17 protein-coding genes are annotated in these 16977 nt (G+C 70.8%); 9 read left to right on the top strand and 8 right to left on the bottom strand.

Going from position 1 to position 16977, the window contains the following annotated elements:
• On the bottom strand, window positions 1-1206 hold the full coding sequence (locus tag IPK71_16000; GenBank protein ID MBK8215242.1) for an efflux RND transporter periplasmic adaptor subunit: 1206 nt from the start codon (window positions 1204-1206) through the stop codon (window positions 1-3).
• 119 nt (window positions 1207-1325) lie between these two features.
• Window positions 1326-2762, bottom strand: coding sequence for a hypothetical protein (locus tag IPK71_15995; GenBank protein ID MBK8215241.1), 1437 nt, complete (start codon window positions 2760-2762; stop codon window positions 1326-1328).
• 127 nt (window positions 2763-2889) lie between these two features.
• Between IPK71_15995 and IPK71_15990 the strand changes: the two genes are divergently transcribed.
• The 4 genes from IPK71_15990 (at window position 2890) to IPK71_15975 (ending at window position 6011) form a co-directional block, all read left to right on the top strand.
• Complete coding sequence (locus tag IPK71_15990; GenBank protein MBK8215240.1) at window positions 2890-3081, top strand: hypothetical protein; 192 nt, start codon at window positions 2890-2892, stop codon at window positions 3079-3081.
• A gap of 77 nt (window positions 3082-3158) precedes the next feature.
• Window positions 3159-3914: a hypothetical protein gene (locus IPK71_15985; protein MBK8215239.1), complete on the top strand. Its 756-nt coding sequence runs from the start codon at window positions 3159-3161 to the stop codon at window positions 3912-3914.
• Window positions 3915-3942: 28 nt separating this feature from the next.
• Window positions 3943-5139, top strand: coding sequence for a PH domain-containing protein (locus tag IPK71_15980; GenBank protein ID MBK8215238.1), 1197 nt, complete (start codon window positions 3943-3945; stop codon window positions 5137-5139).
• A 260-nt stretch (window positions 5140-5399) separates the two neighbouring features.
• Window positions 5400-6011, top strand: a complete 612-nt coding sequence (locus IPK71_15975; GenBank protein MBK8215237.1) for a hypothetical protein — start codon at window positions 5400-5402, stop codon at window positions 6009-6011.
• A gap of 164 nt (window positions 6012-6175) precedes the next feature.
• Here IPK71_15975 and IPK71_15970 read toward each other — a convergent pair whose 3' ends face one another.
• Together IPK71_15970 and IPK71_15965 are read right to left on the bottom strand one after the other, a co-directional pair.
• Entirely contained in the window at window positions 6176-6895 is a 720-nt protein-coding gene (locus tag IPK71_15970; protein ID MBK8215236.1) for a hypothetical protein, read from the bottom strand.
• A gap of 226 nt (window positions 6896-7121) precedes the next feature.
• Window positions 7122-7775 (bottom strand): hypothetical protein, encoded by a 654-nt coding sequence (locus IPK71_15965; GenBank protein MBK8215235.1) that lies wholly within the window; start codon window positions 7773-7775, stop codon window positions 7122-7124.
• 300 nt (window positions 7776-8075) lie between these two features.
• Between IPK71_15965 and IPK71_15960 the strand changes: the two genes are divergently transcribed.
• A complete protein-coding gene (locus tag IPK71_15960) occupies window positions 8076-8525 on the top strand; it encodes a hypothetical protein (GenBank protein MBK8215234.1) in 450 nt (149 codons plus the stop codon).
• 307 nt (window positions 8526-8832) lie between these two features.
• Here IPK71_15960 and IPK71_15955 read toward each other — a convergent pair whose 3' ends face one another.
• On the bottom strand, window positions 8833-11190 hold the full coding sequence (locus IPK71_15955; protein ID MBK8215233.1) for a hypothetical protein: 2358 nt from the start codon (window positions 11188-11190) through the stop codon (window positions 8833-8835).
• Window positions 11191-11671: 481 nt separating this feature from the next.
• On the opposite strand from IPK71_15955, the gene IPK71_15950 reads away from it, so the two are divergent.
• Window positions 11672-12208, top strand: coding sequence for a hypothetical protein (locus IPK71_15950; GenBank protein ID MBK8215232.1), 537 nt, complete (start codon window positions 11672-11674; stop codon window positions 12206-12208).
• A gap of 52 nt (window positions 12209-12260) precedes the next feature.
• Here IPK71_15950 and IPK71_15945 read toward each other — a convergent pair whose 3' ends face one another.
• Window positions 12261-13733 (bottom strand): hypothetical protein, encoded by a 1473-nt coding sequence (locus IPK71_15945; protein MBK8215231.1) that lies wholly within the window; start codon window positions 13731-13733, stop codon window positions 12261-12263.
• Window positions 13734-14149: 416 nt separating this feature from the next.
• On the opposite strand from IPK71_15945, the gene IPK71_15940 reads away from it, so the two are divergent.
• The 3 genes from IPK71_15940 (at window position 14150) to IPK71_15930 (ending at window position 15192) form a co-directional block, all read left to right on the top strand.
• Window positions 14150-14587: a hypothetical protein gene (locus IPK71_15940; protein MBK8215230.1), complete on the top strand. Its 438-nt coding sequence runs from the start codon at window positions 14150-14152 to the stop codon at window positions 14585-14587.
• A gap of 155 nt (window positions 14588-14742) precedes the next feature.
• Window positions 14743-14880, top strand: coding sequence for a hypothetical protein (locus tag IPK71_15935; protein MBK8215229.1), 138 nt, complete (start codon window positions 14743-14745; stop codon window positions 14878-14880).
• 81 nt (window positions 14881-14961) lie between these two features.
• A complete protein-coding gene (locus IPK71_15930; GenBank protein MBK8215228.1) occupies window positions 14962-15192 on the top strand; it encodes a hypothetical protein in 231 nt (76 codons plus the stop codon).
• Between the two features lie 64 nt (window positions 15193-15256).
• Here the strand turns inward: IPK71_15930 and IPK71_15925 are convergent, their stop codons facing one another.
• On the bottom strand, window positions 15257-15964 hold the full coding sequence (locus tag IPK71_15925) for a hypothetical protein (GenBank protein MBK8215227.1): 708 nt from the start codon (window positions 15962-15964) through the stop codon (window positions 15257-15259).
• 212 nt (window positions 15965-16176) lie between these two features.
• Complete coding sequence (locus IPK71_15920; protein MBK8215226.1) at window positions 16177-16977, bottom strand: phospholipase; 801 nt, start codon at window positions 16975-16977, stop codon at window positions 16177-16179.

Below are 16977 nucleotides of genomic sequence, written 5' to 3'. Positions count from 1 at the left end.
TCAGGGCTCCTTGCGGGTCGCGGTGACGCGTTTTCCCTCGGGCACCACGCGGCCGTCGGGGACGACGAGCTCCGTCCCCGGCTCGAGGCCCGACACGATCTCGGTCGTGCCCTCGCCGGTGATCCCGAGCTTCACGTCACGCCGGTGGGCCTTGCCCCCCTCGACGGCGAGCACCCACGGCGTGGGCGTGGCCGCACCGCGCACGGCCTCGGTCGGCACGACGAGCACGTCCTTCTTGGAGGCGACGAGGAGATCGATCGACACGGTCATGTCGGGCAAGAGGTACTTCGGGGGCTTGGGCACGCGCAGCCGCACCTCGACGGTGCCACGCTGCGGATCGATCGACGGCGCGATGTACGAGGTCTCGGCCTCGAACGACTCGTTCGGGAACGCGTCGGCCGACGCCAAGGCCTTTTGACCGAGCGCGATGGCCGCGAGGTTCCGCTCGTCGGCTTGGAACGTGAGCTGCTCGTCGCCGTCGGCGGCGATGGTGAAGAGCGCGCGCCCGGGCTGCACCACGTCCCCCGGCTCCACGGCCCGCGTGAGCACCGTGCCCGGGCTCGTCGCGAGGATGCGGAGCTGAGAGAGCCGCACCTCGGCGCCTGCCCGCTGCGCCTCGGCCTGGAGGAGGGCCGAGCTCGTCACGCGCGTGTCGGCGCCCGTGGGAGAGGAACCGAGGCTCTGGGCCTCGGCGGCGGCCTTCTGGGCCTTCGCGAGCTCGAGCGCACGCTTGACCGTGTCGAGCTCGACGGCAGCGACCGCGCCCTGGGCCGCGAGCTTCTGCGTGCGGTCGTAGTCGGCCTGGGCCTTGTCGAGGTTCGTCTGGGCTTGCGTGAGCGACTGGTTCGCCACCACGGCGCCCACGCTCCTGAGCTGGGACACCCGCGCGCGTGCCTGCTCCACCGCGGCGGCTGCCTGCGCGAGCTGTGCGCGGGCCTCTTTGTCGTCGATCTGGACGAGCAGCTTGCCCGTGTCGACGTGCTGTCCGAGCTCGGCGCCGACCGAGACCACGAGCCCCGACGCCGTGGCCGACACGGTCACGCGGGAGGGCGCGAGCACCCGACAACTCGCGACGATACGATGCTCGAGGTCCTTCTTCTCGGCGACCACGGTCGTCACGCGCACGCCGCGCGAAGCCGCCGCGTAGGCGCCCCCACCTGCGAGGGCGAGCACGAGCACGATCGCCGCGGCCTTCTTCGGAGCCATGGGCATGGTGCCCCACGCTTACGGAAAACCCGGCGAGAGGGCAACCTCGCCGACGCCCCCACGGTGTGCCGGACACGAGCTCCGCCTCTTCGCGCGCACCGTTTGCGCCGGCGGCAGGCTCAAGGGGGCTTGGGTTTGCCCTGCTTTTCTTCCATGGCCTTGGCCGCCACGTCGTCGGGCAAGAAGGCGTAGCTCGACCCGATGACCCCGACGAGGTTCCAGCGTGACAAGGTCGACGTGCCCGTGGCCGGGTTCGAGATCGTCGCGAGCGAGAACTCGCCCTTGCGCACGATCGTGCTCGCCTCGCCATACGAGAACGAGAGCCCGAACGTGCCACGTGTCTGACTGCCCGTGAGACTGAGCGCGCCCGTGAGGCCGAACATGTGGATGCGGTCCTCTTCGGACGTGGTCGCCTTCACGGTGGAGAAATCCGTGAACGCGCCCATGGCGACCGCCACGCCGCGGGTCACCCGCACCTCCGCGCCGAGCCCCACGTTCGGCGTGAGGACGCGCGAGAGCACCGTGTTCTCCGAGGCCGTGGGCTCGACGCCTTCGACCCTCACGGGCACGAGGTCGTACGCCTGACGCACCTCCCGCGGGAGAGACAGGGACACGTCGCCCGAGACGGTGAGGCGCTCCCCCGAGTAGGCGACGCCCGCGGAGACCTTCATGGGGAAGCTCGCCGCGCTCTTCCCCGTGTAGCGCACGGGCGCCGCGTCGAGCACGGGCGCGCCGTTCTCGCCGAAGCCCGCGTACGCCACGTTGGTGCTCGATTTGTACGAGCCGTACACGTCGAGCGAGGGGGTAGCGACCGAGAGCCCGACCGAGAGCGCGCGGGTCGGCGTGTAACGCGCGCCGAGCTTCGCGCGGAGGCCGAGCGCGAGGGCCTCGGCGTCCTCGTCGAGCGAGACGAACTCGGTGGCGTTTTGGGCGATGGGGTTCGTGACGAGCACGCTCGTCGACTGGTTCAAGATGCGAATGGCGCCTCCGAGCGAGGCCCCGAGGGAGAGCTTCGGGAGCACCTGGATGCCGTACCCGAGGTCGCCGGCGAGCACGTCGTCACGCACGGTGGCCGACAGGAAGTTCCGCGTCGACGGGCTCGTCGGGTCGGCCTTGAGCGCGATCGACGCGGGGACCGTGATGAGGAAGCCGAACGCCTGGCGGTAGCGCCCGGTGTCCTCTTCGCCTTCCGAGAGGATGTACACCGCACCGACGGCGCTCGGGATCGAGTGGTACGTGGTGGCGCCGATGTCTTGTCCTTGCCCGTAGGCGCCGGGGATCGACAGGCTCTGCACCATATAGGCGTTGGCCACGAGCTCGAGGTGCGAGTGCCGGGCGCACGCGAGGCTCGCGGGGTTGTAGTGGAGGGCGACCTCGTCGCACGCGAGCGCGGTGTACGCGCCCCCCATGCCGGCCGCGCGGCTCCCCATGAGGTGGAGGTTCTGGTTGTCGTACACGGTGGGGCTCCCGCCCGCGCGCGCCGCACGTGGGGAGAGACCCGCGAGGATCACGAGGGACACCAGCGCGGCGCATGGACCGAGGCGACGAGAGGCCATCGCCTCGAGTATCGAACGCCACCTCCCGCGCGGGGAAGCCCAAACGGCAAGTGATCCACGAGATGCCCCGCTACGCTACGTTGGAGGAGCGGAGTAACCGTGGGCCGCGCGCGTCGTAAGGAGCCTCATGAGCATCTGTTGGGGATGTGTGGTGTCGGCGTCGTCCTTCGTGAGCGTCATGGGCCTCGGTCAGCTCACGTCGTTCGTGGCGAACGCGCGGCGAGCGCGGGCCATGCGCGCCGTCGACGAGGGAGCGCAGAAGGATCGTGCGCCCGAGGCGCCGACCGAGCGGGCGATCCCGACGGCCTTCGTGCGGTGAGAGCGTCACTTTCCAACCCGGCACGAAGACGCCGACGAGCCCAAGGATCTCCGCCCCCGTGAGGTAGAACGCACGCCATGCGACGACGTTCCACCACGAGCTCCGCCCCGCTCCTGTCGCTCGCCTTGAGCACACTCGGTCTCGCGTGCTCCGGGGCGCCCGAGGCGACCACGCCGCGCAGCACCCCACGGGCCGAGAGCTCGGCGTCTTCCGCCCCGACCGTCGAGAGCGCGCCGTCCGTTCGTCTCGGGGCGACGTTCCCCCCGCCGAAGCCCCAGCCGATCCCGGTCCCTCGCGTGATTGACGTCCCCAAGGGGTGCGAGGGCGCGGCGCTCCGCCTGGACGCCACGCTCACGGCCTGCGCGTGCGCGGAGCAAGACACGAAGGTCGCCGCCGATGGGCACGTCATGGTCCGCGCGGGGACGAGCTGCGGAGCACCCCACGCCGACGAGGCCGGCCCTCCTCCGCGGCTCACGCTCACCCCCGAGAGCCCCACGGTCGCTCCGGGTGGCGTGGCCCGCGTGACGGTGACGCTCGAGAACGACGGCCCTCGCGCGCGGCGGTACCGCGTGGAAGATCGCAGGCTCGCGGCGCGCTTCGTGAACACCGATGGCAGTCTGCTCCCGGCGATCCACGGGTGGGACGGGAGCTACCGCGAGGAGGCCCTCGTCGCGCTGCCCCCCGGCGGCAAGGCCGTCCTCGTGCTCGAGGCCGCCGCCACGCAAGAGACGCCCGCGACCGGCAAGGGCCCGCTCCCCCGCGGGAAGTACGCCATCGAGCTGCGCCTCGGCTCGCTCGGCGGCACGAAGCTCGTGCCCGTCGAGGTGCGGTAGCCCGAAGGACCCTGCTACGTTCCTCCTCGTGCCCACGGCCCGTACGAGGGGCGAGTCGGCTCACGAGCCGCGCTCGCCGGAGATCCGCGCCGATGTCTCGGTGCCGAGCCCAAAGACCCAGCGGGCGTTCGCGCTCCTTGGCGTCGCCGCCGTGCTCGCGTGTGCCGTCGTGCGGCTCGCGGACCTCTCGCCCCTGCTCGGCGCCCTCGGCCTCGTTCCGATCCTCCTCACGTGGCTCGGGTCACGACGGAGCGGGGACCTCGCCTTCGTGCGGCGCGACGAAGGCCGGCTCGTCGTGCGATTCCAAGAGCTCGCCACGCAAGCGTCGGTACCCGTCGAGGGGATCGACGGGGTCGACTTCTCGATCACGACGAAGTCACGGGGCGCCGTCGAGGATCCCGAGGTGACGGGGGCGACGCTCGCGCTCGTTCGGAGCGACGGCGGCGTGCTCGCCGAGCTCACGTTCCCGGATCTCGCGTCGGCGCGCGCGGCGCTCTCGACCTTGAGCCTCGCCGACGACGACCGACGGCGCACGTTCCGAGGAGGACAGCGCCGGCTCGTCTTGCCGTGGCGCGAGCAAATCCTCGTCGGGCTCGTGGCCGTCGCAGGCGCCGCCTTCGCCTTCGACGCGGTCGGCCCTGGCATCACGAACTTCGCGCTCATGCTGGCACCCATCGTCGCGAGCGCTTTCGCGAGCGCGGCGTCGGTCACGGTCGGGGCCGACGGGATCACCGTACGGAGGCTCGCGCGGAGGCGGTTTTATCCGTTCTCCGAGGTACGTGGCGTGAGCGACGCGCCGGCACGAAAGGCCATCGAGCTCTTGCTCGAGCGTGGCTCGGTCTTCCTGCCGCTGCGCTCCGAGGCCGTGTTCGATCCGCAGCGGGCCGAGCTCGTTCGGGCGATCGAGGTGGCCCTCGCGCGGTACCGAGCGCTCGCGAACGGCGCCGCGGCCGACCTCACGACCCTCGCCGAGGGCGACGGGCCCTACCGGCGCGCAGAGCCCACGGCGGACGCGCTCCTCCGCGTCGTCGAGAACCCCGCCGCCCCCCTCGGCGCGCGCGAGCAGGCCGCACGAAGGGCCGTTCGAGTCGACCCTGCGGCGCGTGCCCGTGTGCGCGTCGCGGCCGAAGCCAGCGCCGACGAGGCGACCCAACGCGCCCTCGAGGAGGCCGCGGAAGGAGAGCATGCCGAAGCCGAGACGGACGTCCCCGGGACGCGCCTCTGAGCGGGGACGAGGACCCGAGCGCTTCCTCTCGATCCTGGAGAGCTCCCCCTTCGCCGCGCACGCCGCACGCCGCCCGACGCGCGACGCGCGACCGTGGATGGCCCCGCGCTCCGAGGTCCCGCGCGCTCCCGGCCCGCGTTGACATGCCCAAACGACAGAGGGATGATCTCGGCGTGGCCCACTATCGCAGCGCGAGGACGTGCGCGCGGTGTGGGGTTCCCGCGACGGACGATCGCGGCGAGTGCTCCGCTTGCGGGCACGTGTGGGGGTCTGCGCACGAGTGCCCCCACTGCGGCGTGCGCATCCGCGCGGTGCGCAGCGAGGCGTTCCGCTGGGCATGCCCGGGCTGCGGGGGCTTCCGTCTCCCGCCTCGCCTCGTCCGATCGCTCACGGCGGACCCGGGCGGGGAGGTCCGAGCCGTCAGCGAGGGACACGACGCGGCCATGGCCGAAGCGCGGCGCGCGCGGCGCGTGGTCGTCTGGGTCTTCACGGCGGTCGTGGTGTCGGCGGTCGGCGCGGTGGTCGCCATCGTGCTCGAGAGCGCCATCGGAGCGGCGGTCCTCGCGAGCCTCTGCCTCCTGGCCGTCTGCGCGGCGGTCTGGGCCCGCACACGGCTCGGGCGCGCCAACGTCATGGAAGTGGACGCGCGCGCCGAGGTCCGCCGCACCTTCCGTCGCGTCGTCGCCCACGTCGTGCGACAGGAGGGCCTCTCCGACGCCGAGATCGACGACCTCGTGCAGTCGACACGCGAGGTCCGGCGGGTGCGCCTCTCGGCGGGCACCTCGGGCCGCCACGACGAGCCGACCTCATCGCCCGAGCTCGAGCCAGAGGCGGAGGCGAACGCGGACGAGGAGGCGAGTGCGGAACGGTAGCGAGGCACCTCGCCAGCCAGCGCGGAGCCAAGGTGTTGGGCGCACCGTGCCCATGACAGGCGCTGCTGACGAGACGAAGCCGTGGCGTCAGGCCGACGTCCTCGACGGGCGGAGATCGGCTCTCGAGGCGTCGACGTGCGCGCACGAACGAAGCTCGCGCGGCGCTACCCCTTCGCCGACTTCGCGGCCTTCGCGCAAGCCGTGGCGAGCGCGGCGAGGCTCTCGAGGGTCACGCCTTCGATGCGCAGCGTCGAGGGCTTCCCGGGCCTGCCCGCGGCCGCGACGACCTTGACGCCGTGTTTCGTGAGCGCCTTCGTGAGCGCCGCGGCCACCTCGCGCTCGGCCTCTCCCACGCGGCTCCCGCGCTTGCCCTTCGAAGGGCGCGCGGCGCGGATCTCGGCGCTCGCTTCGGCGAGGGCGCGCGCGCTCGCGGCCTTGGGCACGATCTTCTTTCCGCTCGGAAGCACCAGGGCCTTCCGGCGCCGCAAGAGGTCGCCGGGGCTGTCGTCCTCGGGGGTGGCGTTCGCGAGCCCCACGAGCGCCGCCGCTTTGCTCGAGCCGACGCTCATCGCCTCCTCGCGGGTCATGCGCGTCACGATGTCGACGAGGCGGTCGGCTTGCGCCGTGCTCATGCCCCCGTCCTTCTCGCACACCTCGGCGAACGACCGCCGCCCGAGCGCCGCGATCACGTCCTTGTTCTTGAGCCGCACGAGCGCCTCGCCGATGTCGTAGAACGACTCGACGATCTGCGCCCGCCTCCGCGCGATGAGCGCGATGTCTTTCTTGGCGGCCGCGAGGGCCTTCGCCACCTTGAGATCGGCCGCCTGTTTGGCTCGCACCGCGAGCGCCTTCGGGAGCGGACGCCCCCCCTTCTTGGTCGTCATGCGCGAAGCGTACGACGGCCCCCGCGGGGCCTTCCACAGATTCGTCAACGTTGACGAACGCAATCGTCAACGTTGACGATTGGGAAATGAGGCCTCTCGGAGAGGCCTATTTTTCTCGGTGATTTGGTTCGTCAACGTTGACGAACGCCATCGTCAACGTTGACGATTGGGGAAGATTCGGGATCCCGCGCGTCGCGAGAGCGCCCTCCTCGGAGGCGGTCGGAGCTCAGTGAGCGCCCTTCTTCTTGCCGCCCTTGTCGCCCGCCGCGGCGAGCACGCCGGTGGCGATGTCGTACTCCATGCTCTTGGCCGCGATGGTGCCCGTGCCACGGTTCGGTGGGTGCGCCGGCACGCTCACGACGATCTTGTCGGCCATCGCGCCGACCATGGGGTCCGGGCCCCCGCAGTGGTCGAACACGTCCGAGAACTGCGGGGGCGCGTTGCCCGCGAGGCGCACGAAGAAGAGCGACCCACCGTTGCAAGCGTTCCCTGCGGGCATGACCTGGAGCAGCAAGATGCTCCGCGCGCCTCCGGGCCCGTCGAAGTGGCGAAGGATCTTCACGCCCTCGTTGGAGTCACGGAGCGCTTTGACCTTCGCGCAGCCGTCCTTTCCGCCCGCGGGGCAGTCGGCCGGCGGATAGAGCGTCTTCCCGGCGAGCTTCACCTCGGTGCCCACCTCGGCGGCCGTGCCGGCCGGAGTGTCGACCGTCTTCCCCGTCTTCGGTGGCGGCTCGGACGGAGCGCTCGGCGTCGCGGTCGCCGTGCTCGCGGCGGCGCTCGCGGTCGGCGCCGGCGCCGCGTCGTGCTGGGAGGGCGCGGGGGTGTTGCACGCGAGCAGGATCGCCGTGAGGGCGATGGGAAGGACTCGGGAGAGCTTCATCCGGTCACCGTATCAGGTCTCGAGGCAGCGCCTCGTCGACCTTGGTCACGCGATCGTCGTCGTTCCTGGTGCCGAGCGCGCCGCGCGGTCGTGTTCCACGTCCGCCCCGAGATCGCCGAGAGCTCGGTCTCGAGCCACGTCGACGCCGTCGAGACGAAAACGTTGCCTCCCCTGCGCACACCTTGCGCGGCCCGCCGCGGCAGATCGAACGGAGCGCACCGCGCCGAGCGGCAGAACGCGCGTGCGAGCGCCGGAGCTCGGGCCGATGCGCGGGGCACGGTCGTTGCTGACGGGAACGTCATGATCTCCCGTCCCCTCTCACCCCTCGCTACGGCGGCGCTGCCGCTGCTCCTCGCCGTCACCTCGTGCCTCGGAGACCCGCACCGGCCCGATGCGGCGTTCGTGGCGAATTGCTCGACCGAGGGCGCAGACGCGCTGACACGCGGAGTCGTGAGCGTCGAGCCCCACTACGAGCTCAGCTCGGACCACGTGGAGCACCACACCCGCGGCGCCAAGATCCTGCTCGGCGCCCAGCTCGACGCGAAGCGCCTCGAAAGTGCGCTCCGCTGCCAGGCCGCTCGGGTCGATCGGAAGGCGCCCGGCCGAACGGGTGTGCTCGAGGTGTCCCCGACGATGCCCGAGATCGTGGTCACGTCTCAACCGACGGGCACGCTCGTCCTGATCGCGACGTCGAACGACAAGGACGGCGAGCAGGTCCTCGCGAGCGCCAAGGCCCTCGCTCCGCGCTGAAGATCCGTCGCGACGATCCGGGGCGTTCGTAGAACCGCGAGCTTGGGCACGTTCGTTTCGGGGTCGGTCTTCCCGTGCCCGTGCCCGTGCCCGTGCCCGTGCCCGACCGGGTCGGAGCGGGTCGGAGCGGAAGGTGCCGTGGTCTGCGGCGTGATCCATCAGGCGCTGGGTTCGGCGGCAGCTTCACGACGAGCCGCGGTCGAGGGTCGATGCTGGCTCTCGACCACCTCGTTGCGTCCGCCGGGCACGGGCACGGGCACGGGCACGGGCACGGGCGAGAGGGAGAGCCGGCGTTCAGGGACACACCCTAGTCCTCGTCGTCCTCGTCCTCGTCGTCCTCGTCGTCTTCGTCGTCCTCGTCGTCTTCGTCGTCCTCGTCCTCGTCCTCGTCTTCGTCGTCTTCGTCGTCCTCGTCGTCCTCGTCCTCGTCCTCGTCCTCGTCGTCCTCGTCCTCGTCCTCCGCGCCGGCGATGCGGACGGTGACGCGACACACTTCGCCGGCCTCGTCGCGCTCGAGCTCGACGGGGAAGACACCGTCGCCGACCGAGGAGAAGAAGCCGCACATCTTCGCGCCGCCGATCGTCGCCGTGCCTGCCTCGTTCGGGGACGTCCACGCGCCTCGGAGGATGGCGTAGTGGCTCGAGTGCATGCGCATCTCGACGCTCAGCGTCCGCTGCTCCATCGCGCCGACGACGATGCCGACGAAGTGCGGAGGGAGCACGCCCGGCGGGAGGTCCACCCAGCCGTAGTACTCCTCGCCCTCGTACGCGAGCCCCGCTCCCAGGCGCGCCGCGATCGCGTCTTCGTTGCCGCCCCAGAAGACGAAGTCACGGAGCCCGTCCACGCTGCGCTCGTGGTCCCACGCGGAGAGCGCCTCGGCGTCGGCGAAGAGCAGCCGCGCCTCCTCGACGCTCGCGGAGCCGATGCGCTCCTTCGACGCCGGAGGGGTCTCCTTGCACACGAGCGAAACGTGCTCCCACCGGCCGTCGTCGTCGTGTTTCCCCACCACCTTCATCTCGCGGTCCTTCGGGAGGCCGAAGACGCAGACGACGTTCACGTGTGCGAAGCCGAGCTCTCCGAACGGCAGCGCGGCCTCCTCGAGCATGCGGATGCGCGCGCCGTGGCCGATCCGCTGCGGGGAGACCTCGAGCGCGGCGGAGAGCCCCTCGGCCGACGCGAGCGCCGCGAAGAGCGTGCGTGCTTCTTCGGCGGTCGGCTGCTCGACGTCGAAGAGGTACTCCGCCCCGTGCTCCGTGACGAAGCGCGCGAAGGCCTTCTTCGCGTCTCGGCCCGTGAGCACGAGGTCCATGTAGTCGTCACGCTCTTTGCCCGCGACCCCTGCCCACGAGCTCCCGGAGAGGTCGGCGTGGTGGGGCGCGTCGTGGCTCCACTGCCCGAGCGCGCCCATGTCGACGATGGCGAGCTTGCCGCTCGGCAAGGTGACGGTGCCGAGCGTGAGGTCGGAGTCTTCGTCCTCGTCGTTCTCGTCGTCGTCCTCGTCGCCCTCGCCTGCCTCGCCCTCCGCGCCGGACGCACCGACCAGGCGCTCGATCGTCGCGAGCGTCTTCTCGTCGAGGTCGAGCACCATGCCGAGATGACCGGCCGCGCGTGCGACCGCCGCCTTCGCGCCTTCCTTCGCGAGGGCCTCGAGGGTGGGGAGGACCTTCGGCGCCTTCTTCTCGTCGAGCACGTTGCCGAGCCCCAGGATCGAGACGTCGACGACCCAGGAGATCGGCGAGGTGAGGCCGGTGAGGAAGCTCGCGGCCGACGCCTCCCCGAAGGGCGCGCGTGTGTCCACCTTCGCGGCCCACGCGTTCTTCGCCACGAAGGCCGCGACCGCCGCGGGCCTCGGGAGGCTGCGGATGGTCACCTCGAAGAGGCGTCCGCCGAGTGTCCCTTCGACGTCGACGCGCCGCGTGCGCTCGTCGATCCCCTTGCCGTCGATGGTCACCTCCGAGCCGCCCGTGAGGTGGAGCACCGCGCGCGCGTCGTCGCGCCCGTCTGCCGTGGTGACGGTGAGCGCCTTCTTCCCCTCAACGTAGAACGTGAGCGTCCGGCCGCCGTTCGCGCGCGCGTTCTCGAAGAGGAGCACGCCCTCGGGGCCGCGATGGCGATGAACGACGATCCCGGCGTCGTCCCGCTCGTACGAGATCTCGTGGAGCACGCGGCCCTCGCGATCGCGCAGGGTCTCCTTCACGACCTGCTCCTCGGGCACCATCCCGGAGGACGCGTCGCCGAGGTAGAGGGTGGTGCACCACGGCGCCCCGCCTTCGTAGAAGCACTCGTGAAGGGCGTTGCCGTCGGGCTGCCGCGTGTAGCGCGCGGCGACCTCGCCGCCCGGGCGGTACGACACCGAGGTGAGCTGGGCGCCGTCGTCATCGTAGGTCTTCTCGGTGAGGAGCGCGCCGTTCATCGCCCAGGACGTCCACGCGCCACGCGGTTTGCCGTCGGGTCCGACGGGACCTCGGCTCCACCGTTGGGTCTCGTCGTCCCACGTCGCCGACGCAGGCACGTCGGCCGGGCGTGGCGGCGCCCCGAGATCCGGCGACCACGGCTCGCTCGGGTTCTCTTCATGGGCCTCGCGCGCGGCGCGCATCTGCTCGGCGAAGGCCGAGGCGTCTTTGTCGTCGGGCTCGTGGGCGCTTTTGTCTTCGGGCTTGCTCATCGTCGTCGGCCTCGAGGAGAGCAGATTTCCCGGCTCGCGCGACGCACGAAAATCCCGAGACGTCGCGAGGCGCACCAAGGAACGGCCCGCTGCGCACCCGCGGAACCGGCACACCTTGGCACGGCGCTTCGTCCGTTCGGATCAGGGCGCACCTTCGCGCAGTCGGAGCTTTTTGGACTGGCACCGATCGTGCTCGGGTGCGGGCCATGAAGCTTCGCGCTAGCAGCCTGTTGATTTTCGGACCGAGGCCGCTCGACGTCCGCGCCCGACCCGCCGAGGCGCGATCCGAGGAGCGCCCGGAGCCTACTTTTGTAGGTGAGGACGCACCGCAGGATCGCAACGAAGGCGGTCGGGATGCGGCGGCGAGCGGCCGATGGGAGTAAATCAACGGGCTGCTAGCGCCCTCTTCGCTTCGGTTCTCCTCGCGGCCGTACTTGGCGGTTGTGCCCAGGAGGCCCGTCATCCGCACGCGACGGACTTCGTGCTGACCGATGGCTATACCTACGAGAACAACCCGAACGTGACGCTCGCGCGCGAGTATTGGATCATCGTCGCGGACCCGAACGGCGCGCGCGCGATGCTCCCCCGGCCCGACGGGGACCCGCGTGTGGTCGCCGAGTGCGTCGCGAACGGTCCGCTCGCGCCGACGTTGCGAAACGCCCAACTGTGCTCGCAGGCCACGTCGGAGACCCTCGCTCGTGTCAACGCATTGACCCCCGCCGAGGCCGTCCAAGTGTCGACCTTCCTCCACGAGAAGCTGCGTTTTGCAGCAACCGAGGGGGACGCCGAAAAGGGAATCGCGCCGAGCGTGCAGCCCTACCCTCTCACCGACGACATCCTGGACGTGTGCAAGGCGTTCCCCGCGGACCGGAGCGGAGCCCTCCGCGAACGGTGCGACGACGAGCTCAAGTACGAAGGCGCGAGCGCTCGGCCGAGCATCGCCCGCGTGTACTCCGTCGAGGACGCCCGAGCCCTCGCGGCCCGGCTGAACGAGCTCTACGGCATCCCCGGGCGCTGAACGAAGCGGCGCCGAGCCGTGACTCGGGTATCGACGCCGGGCGCGTCCGAGGTCATTTCCCGGCGCACGTCGTGTACTTCCGATCGAAGTCGGGGCGGAGCGCTGCGTCGGCCCGGTGGCGCGAGTCACGCTCTTTGAACGCGGCGAACGCGGCCTTGCAGTCTCCCGCGCGGGCGAGGCACCCTGCGGGGTAGTCGGCGAGGCGCTCCGGTAGGAGCATCACGTCCACATCCGAGTCCGCCTGCCACTTCACTTGAGACTCGAGCCGCTTGGCCGTCGCGAACGCGGCCTGGCAGGCCTTCGGGTCGACCCCTCCGAGGTAGTGTCCGTCGTGGAGGACCTTCATCGCGCGGACGAGCTCTTCGCGAGGCGTGATGCCCTTTAGCCCGGTGCACGAGCGGGCGACGGTGTCGGACGTGACCGTGTCGACCGACGCGGGAGGGAAGCCCATCTTCTCGAGGCTCTTGCGGTAAAGCTCGCGCCCCGCCTCGCACTTCCCCACCTTCATGAGGGCGACCGCGCGTGGCTGGGACAACTTCGAGGCCGGGTTCGTCGAGTGTTTCGCCGCGTCGGGCTCGAGCTTGTCGTACGCGTCGTACTCGGCGAGCGCGCCGGTGTCGTCGTGCGCGAGGGCCTTCTCCTCGGCGGCGCGAAGGTGCCCCTCGGCGTTCGTCGCGGCGCTCCGTTCGGCTTGGATCTTCCCGGCGAGGCTCGCGTCGGGAGGCGCGGCCTCGGGCCCCGCGACGAGGTCGCCCTGCCCGTCGTCGATCGGGCGGAGGGTGAGGCGAATGGGCGTCTTGCAGCCGGAGACCTCGGTCGCCGAATCGCCGCGGCACACCGAGAGGTTTCCGCCCCGCTTCTCGGCCGACCTCTCGGAGCTCGACGCTGCGCCGGCCGCGCCGCCCGGCCCCCGTGCCCCGACGTCGCCCTTGATCGACCTCTGGCTCCCGAGCGCGAAGGCCCCGAGGTTGTAGGCGTACACGTAGTGGGTCGCCTCTTTGCACGCGGGAACGGCGGCGAGCTCTTTGCGGCCCATGGACTGCCGCGTCGACGTGCGAGTACCCGCGACGAAGTACTCCATGAGGAACGACTCGCCGGCGCGCACACGGCCCCCGAGAGACGCGGCGCCGAGTGGGAGCTTCGCGAAGAGCTCGCCTTCGTTCCGGACCTCGATCCGCTCGACCGAGCCGCTCGTCCACTCGACGGGGCGATAGGCGCCGAAGCGCGCCTTGACCGAGTCGTCGCGGCAGCCGTCGACGATCTTGAGCTCGCAACCCTTGTAGGACGCGAAGACGACGTCGTACGCCGCGACCGACTCGAGGAGCGACATGTCCGTGCCGTCCCACTCGATGACGAAGGGGCGCTCGTGGTTCTTGGGGTTGCACGCGTTCTGCCCCGCGAACGTCCCGCCCATGAGGCCGCTCTGCCCCGAGGCGCGCTCGGGGGCGACGGCGGGTGCGCTCGCTCCACAGGCGAAGGTCGAGCCGAGGAGGAGCATGGCGAGCGCGATATGTGTAGACTTCATGGGATCTCCGACCGACCCGAGGCTACCTGCGCGCTCGCTCGACGGGTAGAGCGTAGGGAGCGGCAGCCACCTGGGACGGGGCCCGTGACCTGCGCCGATCGGCGTTGACGACGAGCACGTCTGCTTCGCGCAGAGGCACGGGGCACACGGACGACGCGGGCCGCACGCGACCCGGCGCAGGTCGTCATCGACACGTTCACGTTCGCTTCGTCCCCCGGGCCCCCCGGCGAGGTACGGGTCGTTCCTGAGGTGGTGCCCCGCGACCCCGATGATCGGGTGAAACTGCGGCGATTCGCCATGTTTCGCCGGCCCGCGAGCGTCCTCGGCGTGGCACGACCGGTGCTCCGTGGGGACTCGAGCAGTGTGGCCCTGGGATTCTCCCTGGATGGCGCCTCGCTCGACCCCAGGAGATCCTCATGCGCGCACACACCTCGACCCTCGTCCTCGGCATGGTCGCCGCCGTCGCCTGCGTCCACTGCGGCCTGCTCGAGTCCGTGAGGCCCTCACCACCGGCACCGACGACGACCCACTCCGCCGCGGCGAGCGGTCCGCGCCGGCTCGAGTACTGCGTCGACGCCAACCGGACCTCCCCCGACGCCCCGTCGCTCGGGAGCCTGGCCCCGGAGCTCCGGGCCCGCCTGACGAGCCACGAGTACAAGGTGCTCACCGTCGACGACCGTCACATCGTGATCGAGCTCCCCGCGAACGCGCTTCCGTTCGACGACGATCAGGCGGCCAACGAGGTGCGGGCCGTGCTCCGTCGTCACAAGGGCCCGAGCCTCGCCGAGTGCCGGACCGAGCACTACGAGAACGCGTTCGACGACAACGGCAACTTCAAGAAGCCCCGCAACTGACCGAGCCTAAAGGCCCCACCTCTCCGCCCCACGGGCAGAGCCCGCTGGGCCCCACCTCCAAGTGTTGCGCCCCGGCCCAAGACGGCCGCGGTGCCGCCGTGTGTCGGATGCGCGTACGACGCACCGTCCGGCAGGTGCCGTGCGAGCCTGCCCGAATGAGCCTCGACGACCACGTGGCGGTGCTCGCCCTGGTGCTCATCCTCGCGCTGCTCGTCCCGCTCGCGATCGGCCTTCACCCCGCCTCGATGACGAAGCTCGCCGACAGCCCGAACGTCGCGGCGACCTCGACCTAGGGCGTAGGGAACGGCAGCCACCTGGGACGGGGCTCGTGAGCTGCGCCGATCGATGACCGCGGGCGTGGTATCATCGAGGGGATGAGCGATGACGACGAGCAGCAACGTCTCCTTCGCGCAGAGGCACGGCGGGCACGGATGACGCTCGTCCGCGCGCGACTCGGCGACGAGCCAGCGGAGCCCGGGACGTTCGGCCTCGACGGGATGATCTTGGCAGCCAAGCTCTCGTTTGCGGCTTTCGCCTTCGCGGGACAAGCCATTCCCCGCGTGCCCCGCGCCTCGATGCAGGTCCGCTGGGTACCCAGCCGATGATCGAAGGGGCGCGGCATTGCGCCTGAGCGCGCGCCTCGCGCCGCGGACACCCCTACCCCTTCGCTTACTTCGCGGCCTTCGCGCACGCCGCGGCGAGCGCGGCGAGGCTCTCGAGGGTCACCCCTTCGATGCGCAGCGTCGAGGGCTTCCCGGGCCTGCCCGCGGAAGCGACGACCTTGACGCCGTGCTTCGTGAGCGCCTTCGTGAGCGCCTCGGCCACGTCGCGCTCGGCCTCTCCGACGCGGCTCCCACGTTTGCCCTTCGCGGGGCCCGCGGCGCGGATCTCGGCGCTCGCCTCGGCGAGGGCGCGTGCGCTCGCGGCCTTGGGCACGATCTTCTTTCCGCTCGGAAGCACCAGGGCCTTCCGGCGCCGCAAGAGATCCCCCGGGCTGTCGTCCTCGGGGGTGGCGTTCGCGAGCCCCACGAGCGCCGCCGCCTTGCTCGAGCCGACGCTCATCGCCTCCTCGCGGGTCATGCGCGTCACGATGTCGACGAGGCGGTCGGCCTGCGCCGTGCTCATGCCCACGTCCTTCTCGCACACCTCGGCGAACGACCGCCGCCCGAGCGCCGCGATCACGTCTTTGTTCTTGAGCCGAACGAGCGCCTCGCCGATGTCATAGAACGACTCGACGATCTGCGCCCGCCTCTGCGCGATGAGCGCGATGTCTTTCTTGGCGGCCGCGAGGGCCTTCGCCACCTTGAGATCGGCCGCCTGTTTGGCTCGCACCGCGAGCGCCTTCGGGAGCGGACGCCCCCCCTTCTTGGTCGTCATGCGCGAAGCGTACGACGGCCCCCGCGGAGCCTTCCAGAGATTCGTCAACGTTGACGAACGCAATCGTCAACGTTGACGATTGGGAAATGAGGCCTCGCGGAGAGGCCTATTTTTCCCAAGGATTTGCTTCGTCAACGTTGACGAACGCAATCGTCAACGTTGACGATTGGGGAAGATTCGGGGTGCGGAAGGATGTACGGGGGTGCGCGAACTCACCCGACGTCGAGACTCAGCCTTCGCACGTACCCCCGGTCGATCAAGCTCTCGAACTGCGTCCGCAGCGCCCGCGAAAAGACCGCGTCCTCGAGCAGCACGCCGGCCTCGATGTTTCGGCCCTGGGCGGCCTCAGTCAGGTTGGCGGAGGTGACAAACGCGCGCGCGTCGTCCACGACGACGCACTTGGCATGGAGGCACGCGCTCTCCTCACCCACCGCCTGGAGCGAGCGCGGGTCGTAGTAGACCTCGGGCACTGGCTCCCAGGGCCAGATCTCCCTGCGAAACCATCCGACGAAGGCGCCCTCGACATCGCGCTCGGAGGCTTGCGCCATGTACTCGAGCCGACGGAGGTTCACGAACATCCGCACCGTCAACGAGCTGACTTCGGCCATGCGCTTCGCGAGGGGGAGCAGCACCGGGTTCCCCTTGGCCTCGCCCTCCTTCGCCTTGTGGCCGAGGTTGAAGGTCGAGACGAGCACCGACTCACGCGCCCCGCGAAAGAGCTCGTTGCAGACGACGGCCGTATCGCGCGAGCCCGCGATGTCGAGATCGGACCAGACGAGCGATGGCTGCGGCTTCACCTCGGCCGTCCTCCGCGCCGCCTCCGCCAGGCGGAGCGCAGCGACGAGCCCGCCAGCCTCGAGGCCGGCAGCGTGCAGCGCCGCAATCAGGCTCAGCGCGTCGGCCTGCTCGCCCTTCGCGACATGACGCCCGACCTGCATGGCTCCAAACGGAGCCACGAGGGCGCCGCGCTCCACGGCACCAGCGAGCGCCCCGAGCGCCGTCGCAGACAGCAT

The organism is Myxococcales bacterium (assembly GCA_016712525.1).
Lineage (GTDB): Bacteria > Myxococcota_A > Polyangia > Polyangiales > Polyangiaceae > JAAFHV01.
This window is presented reverse-complemented; position numbering and strand designations above follow the sequence as displayed.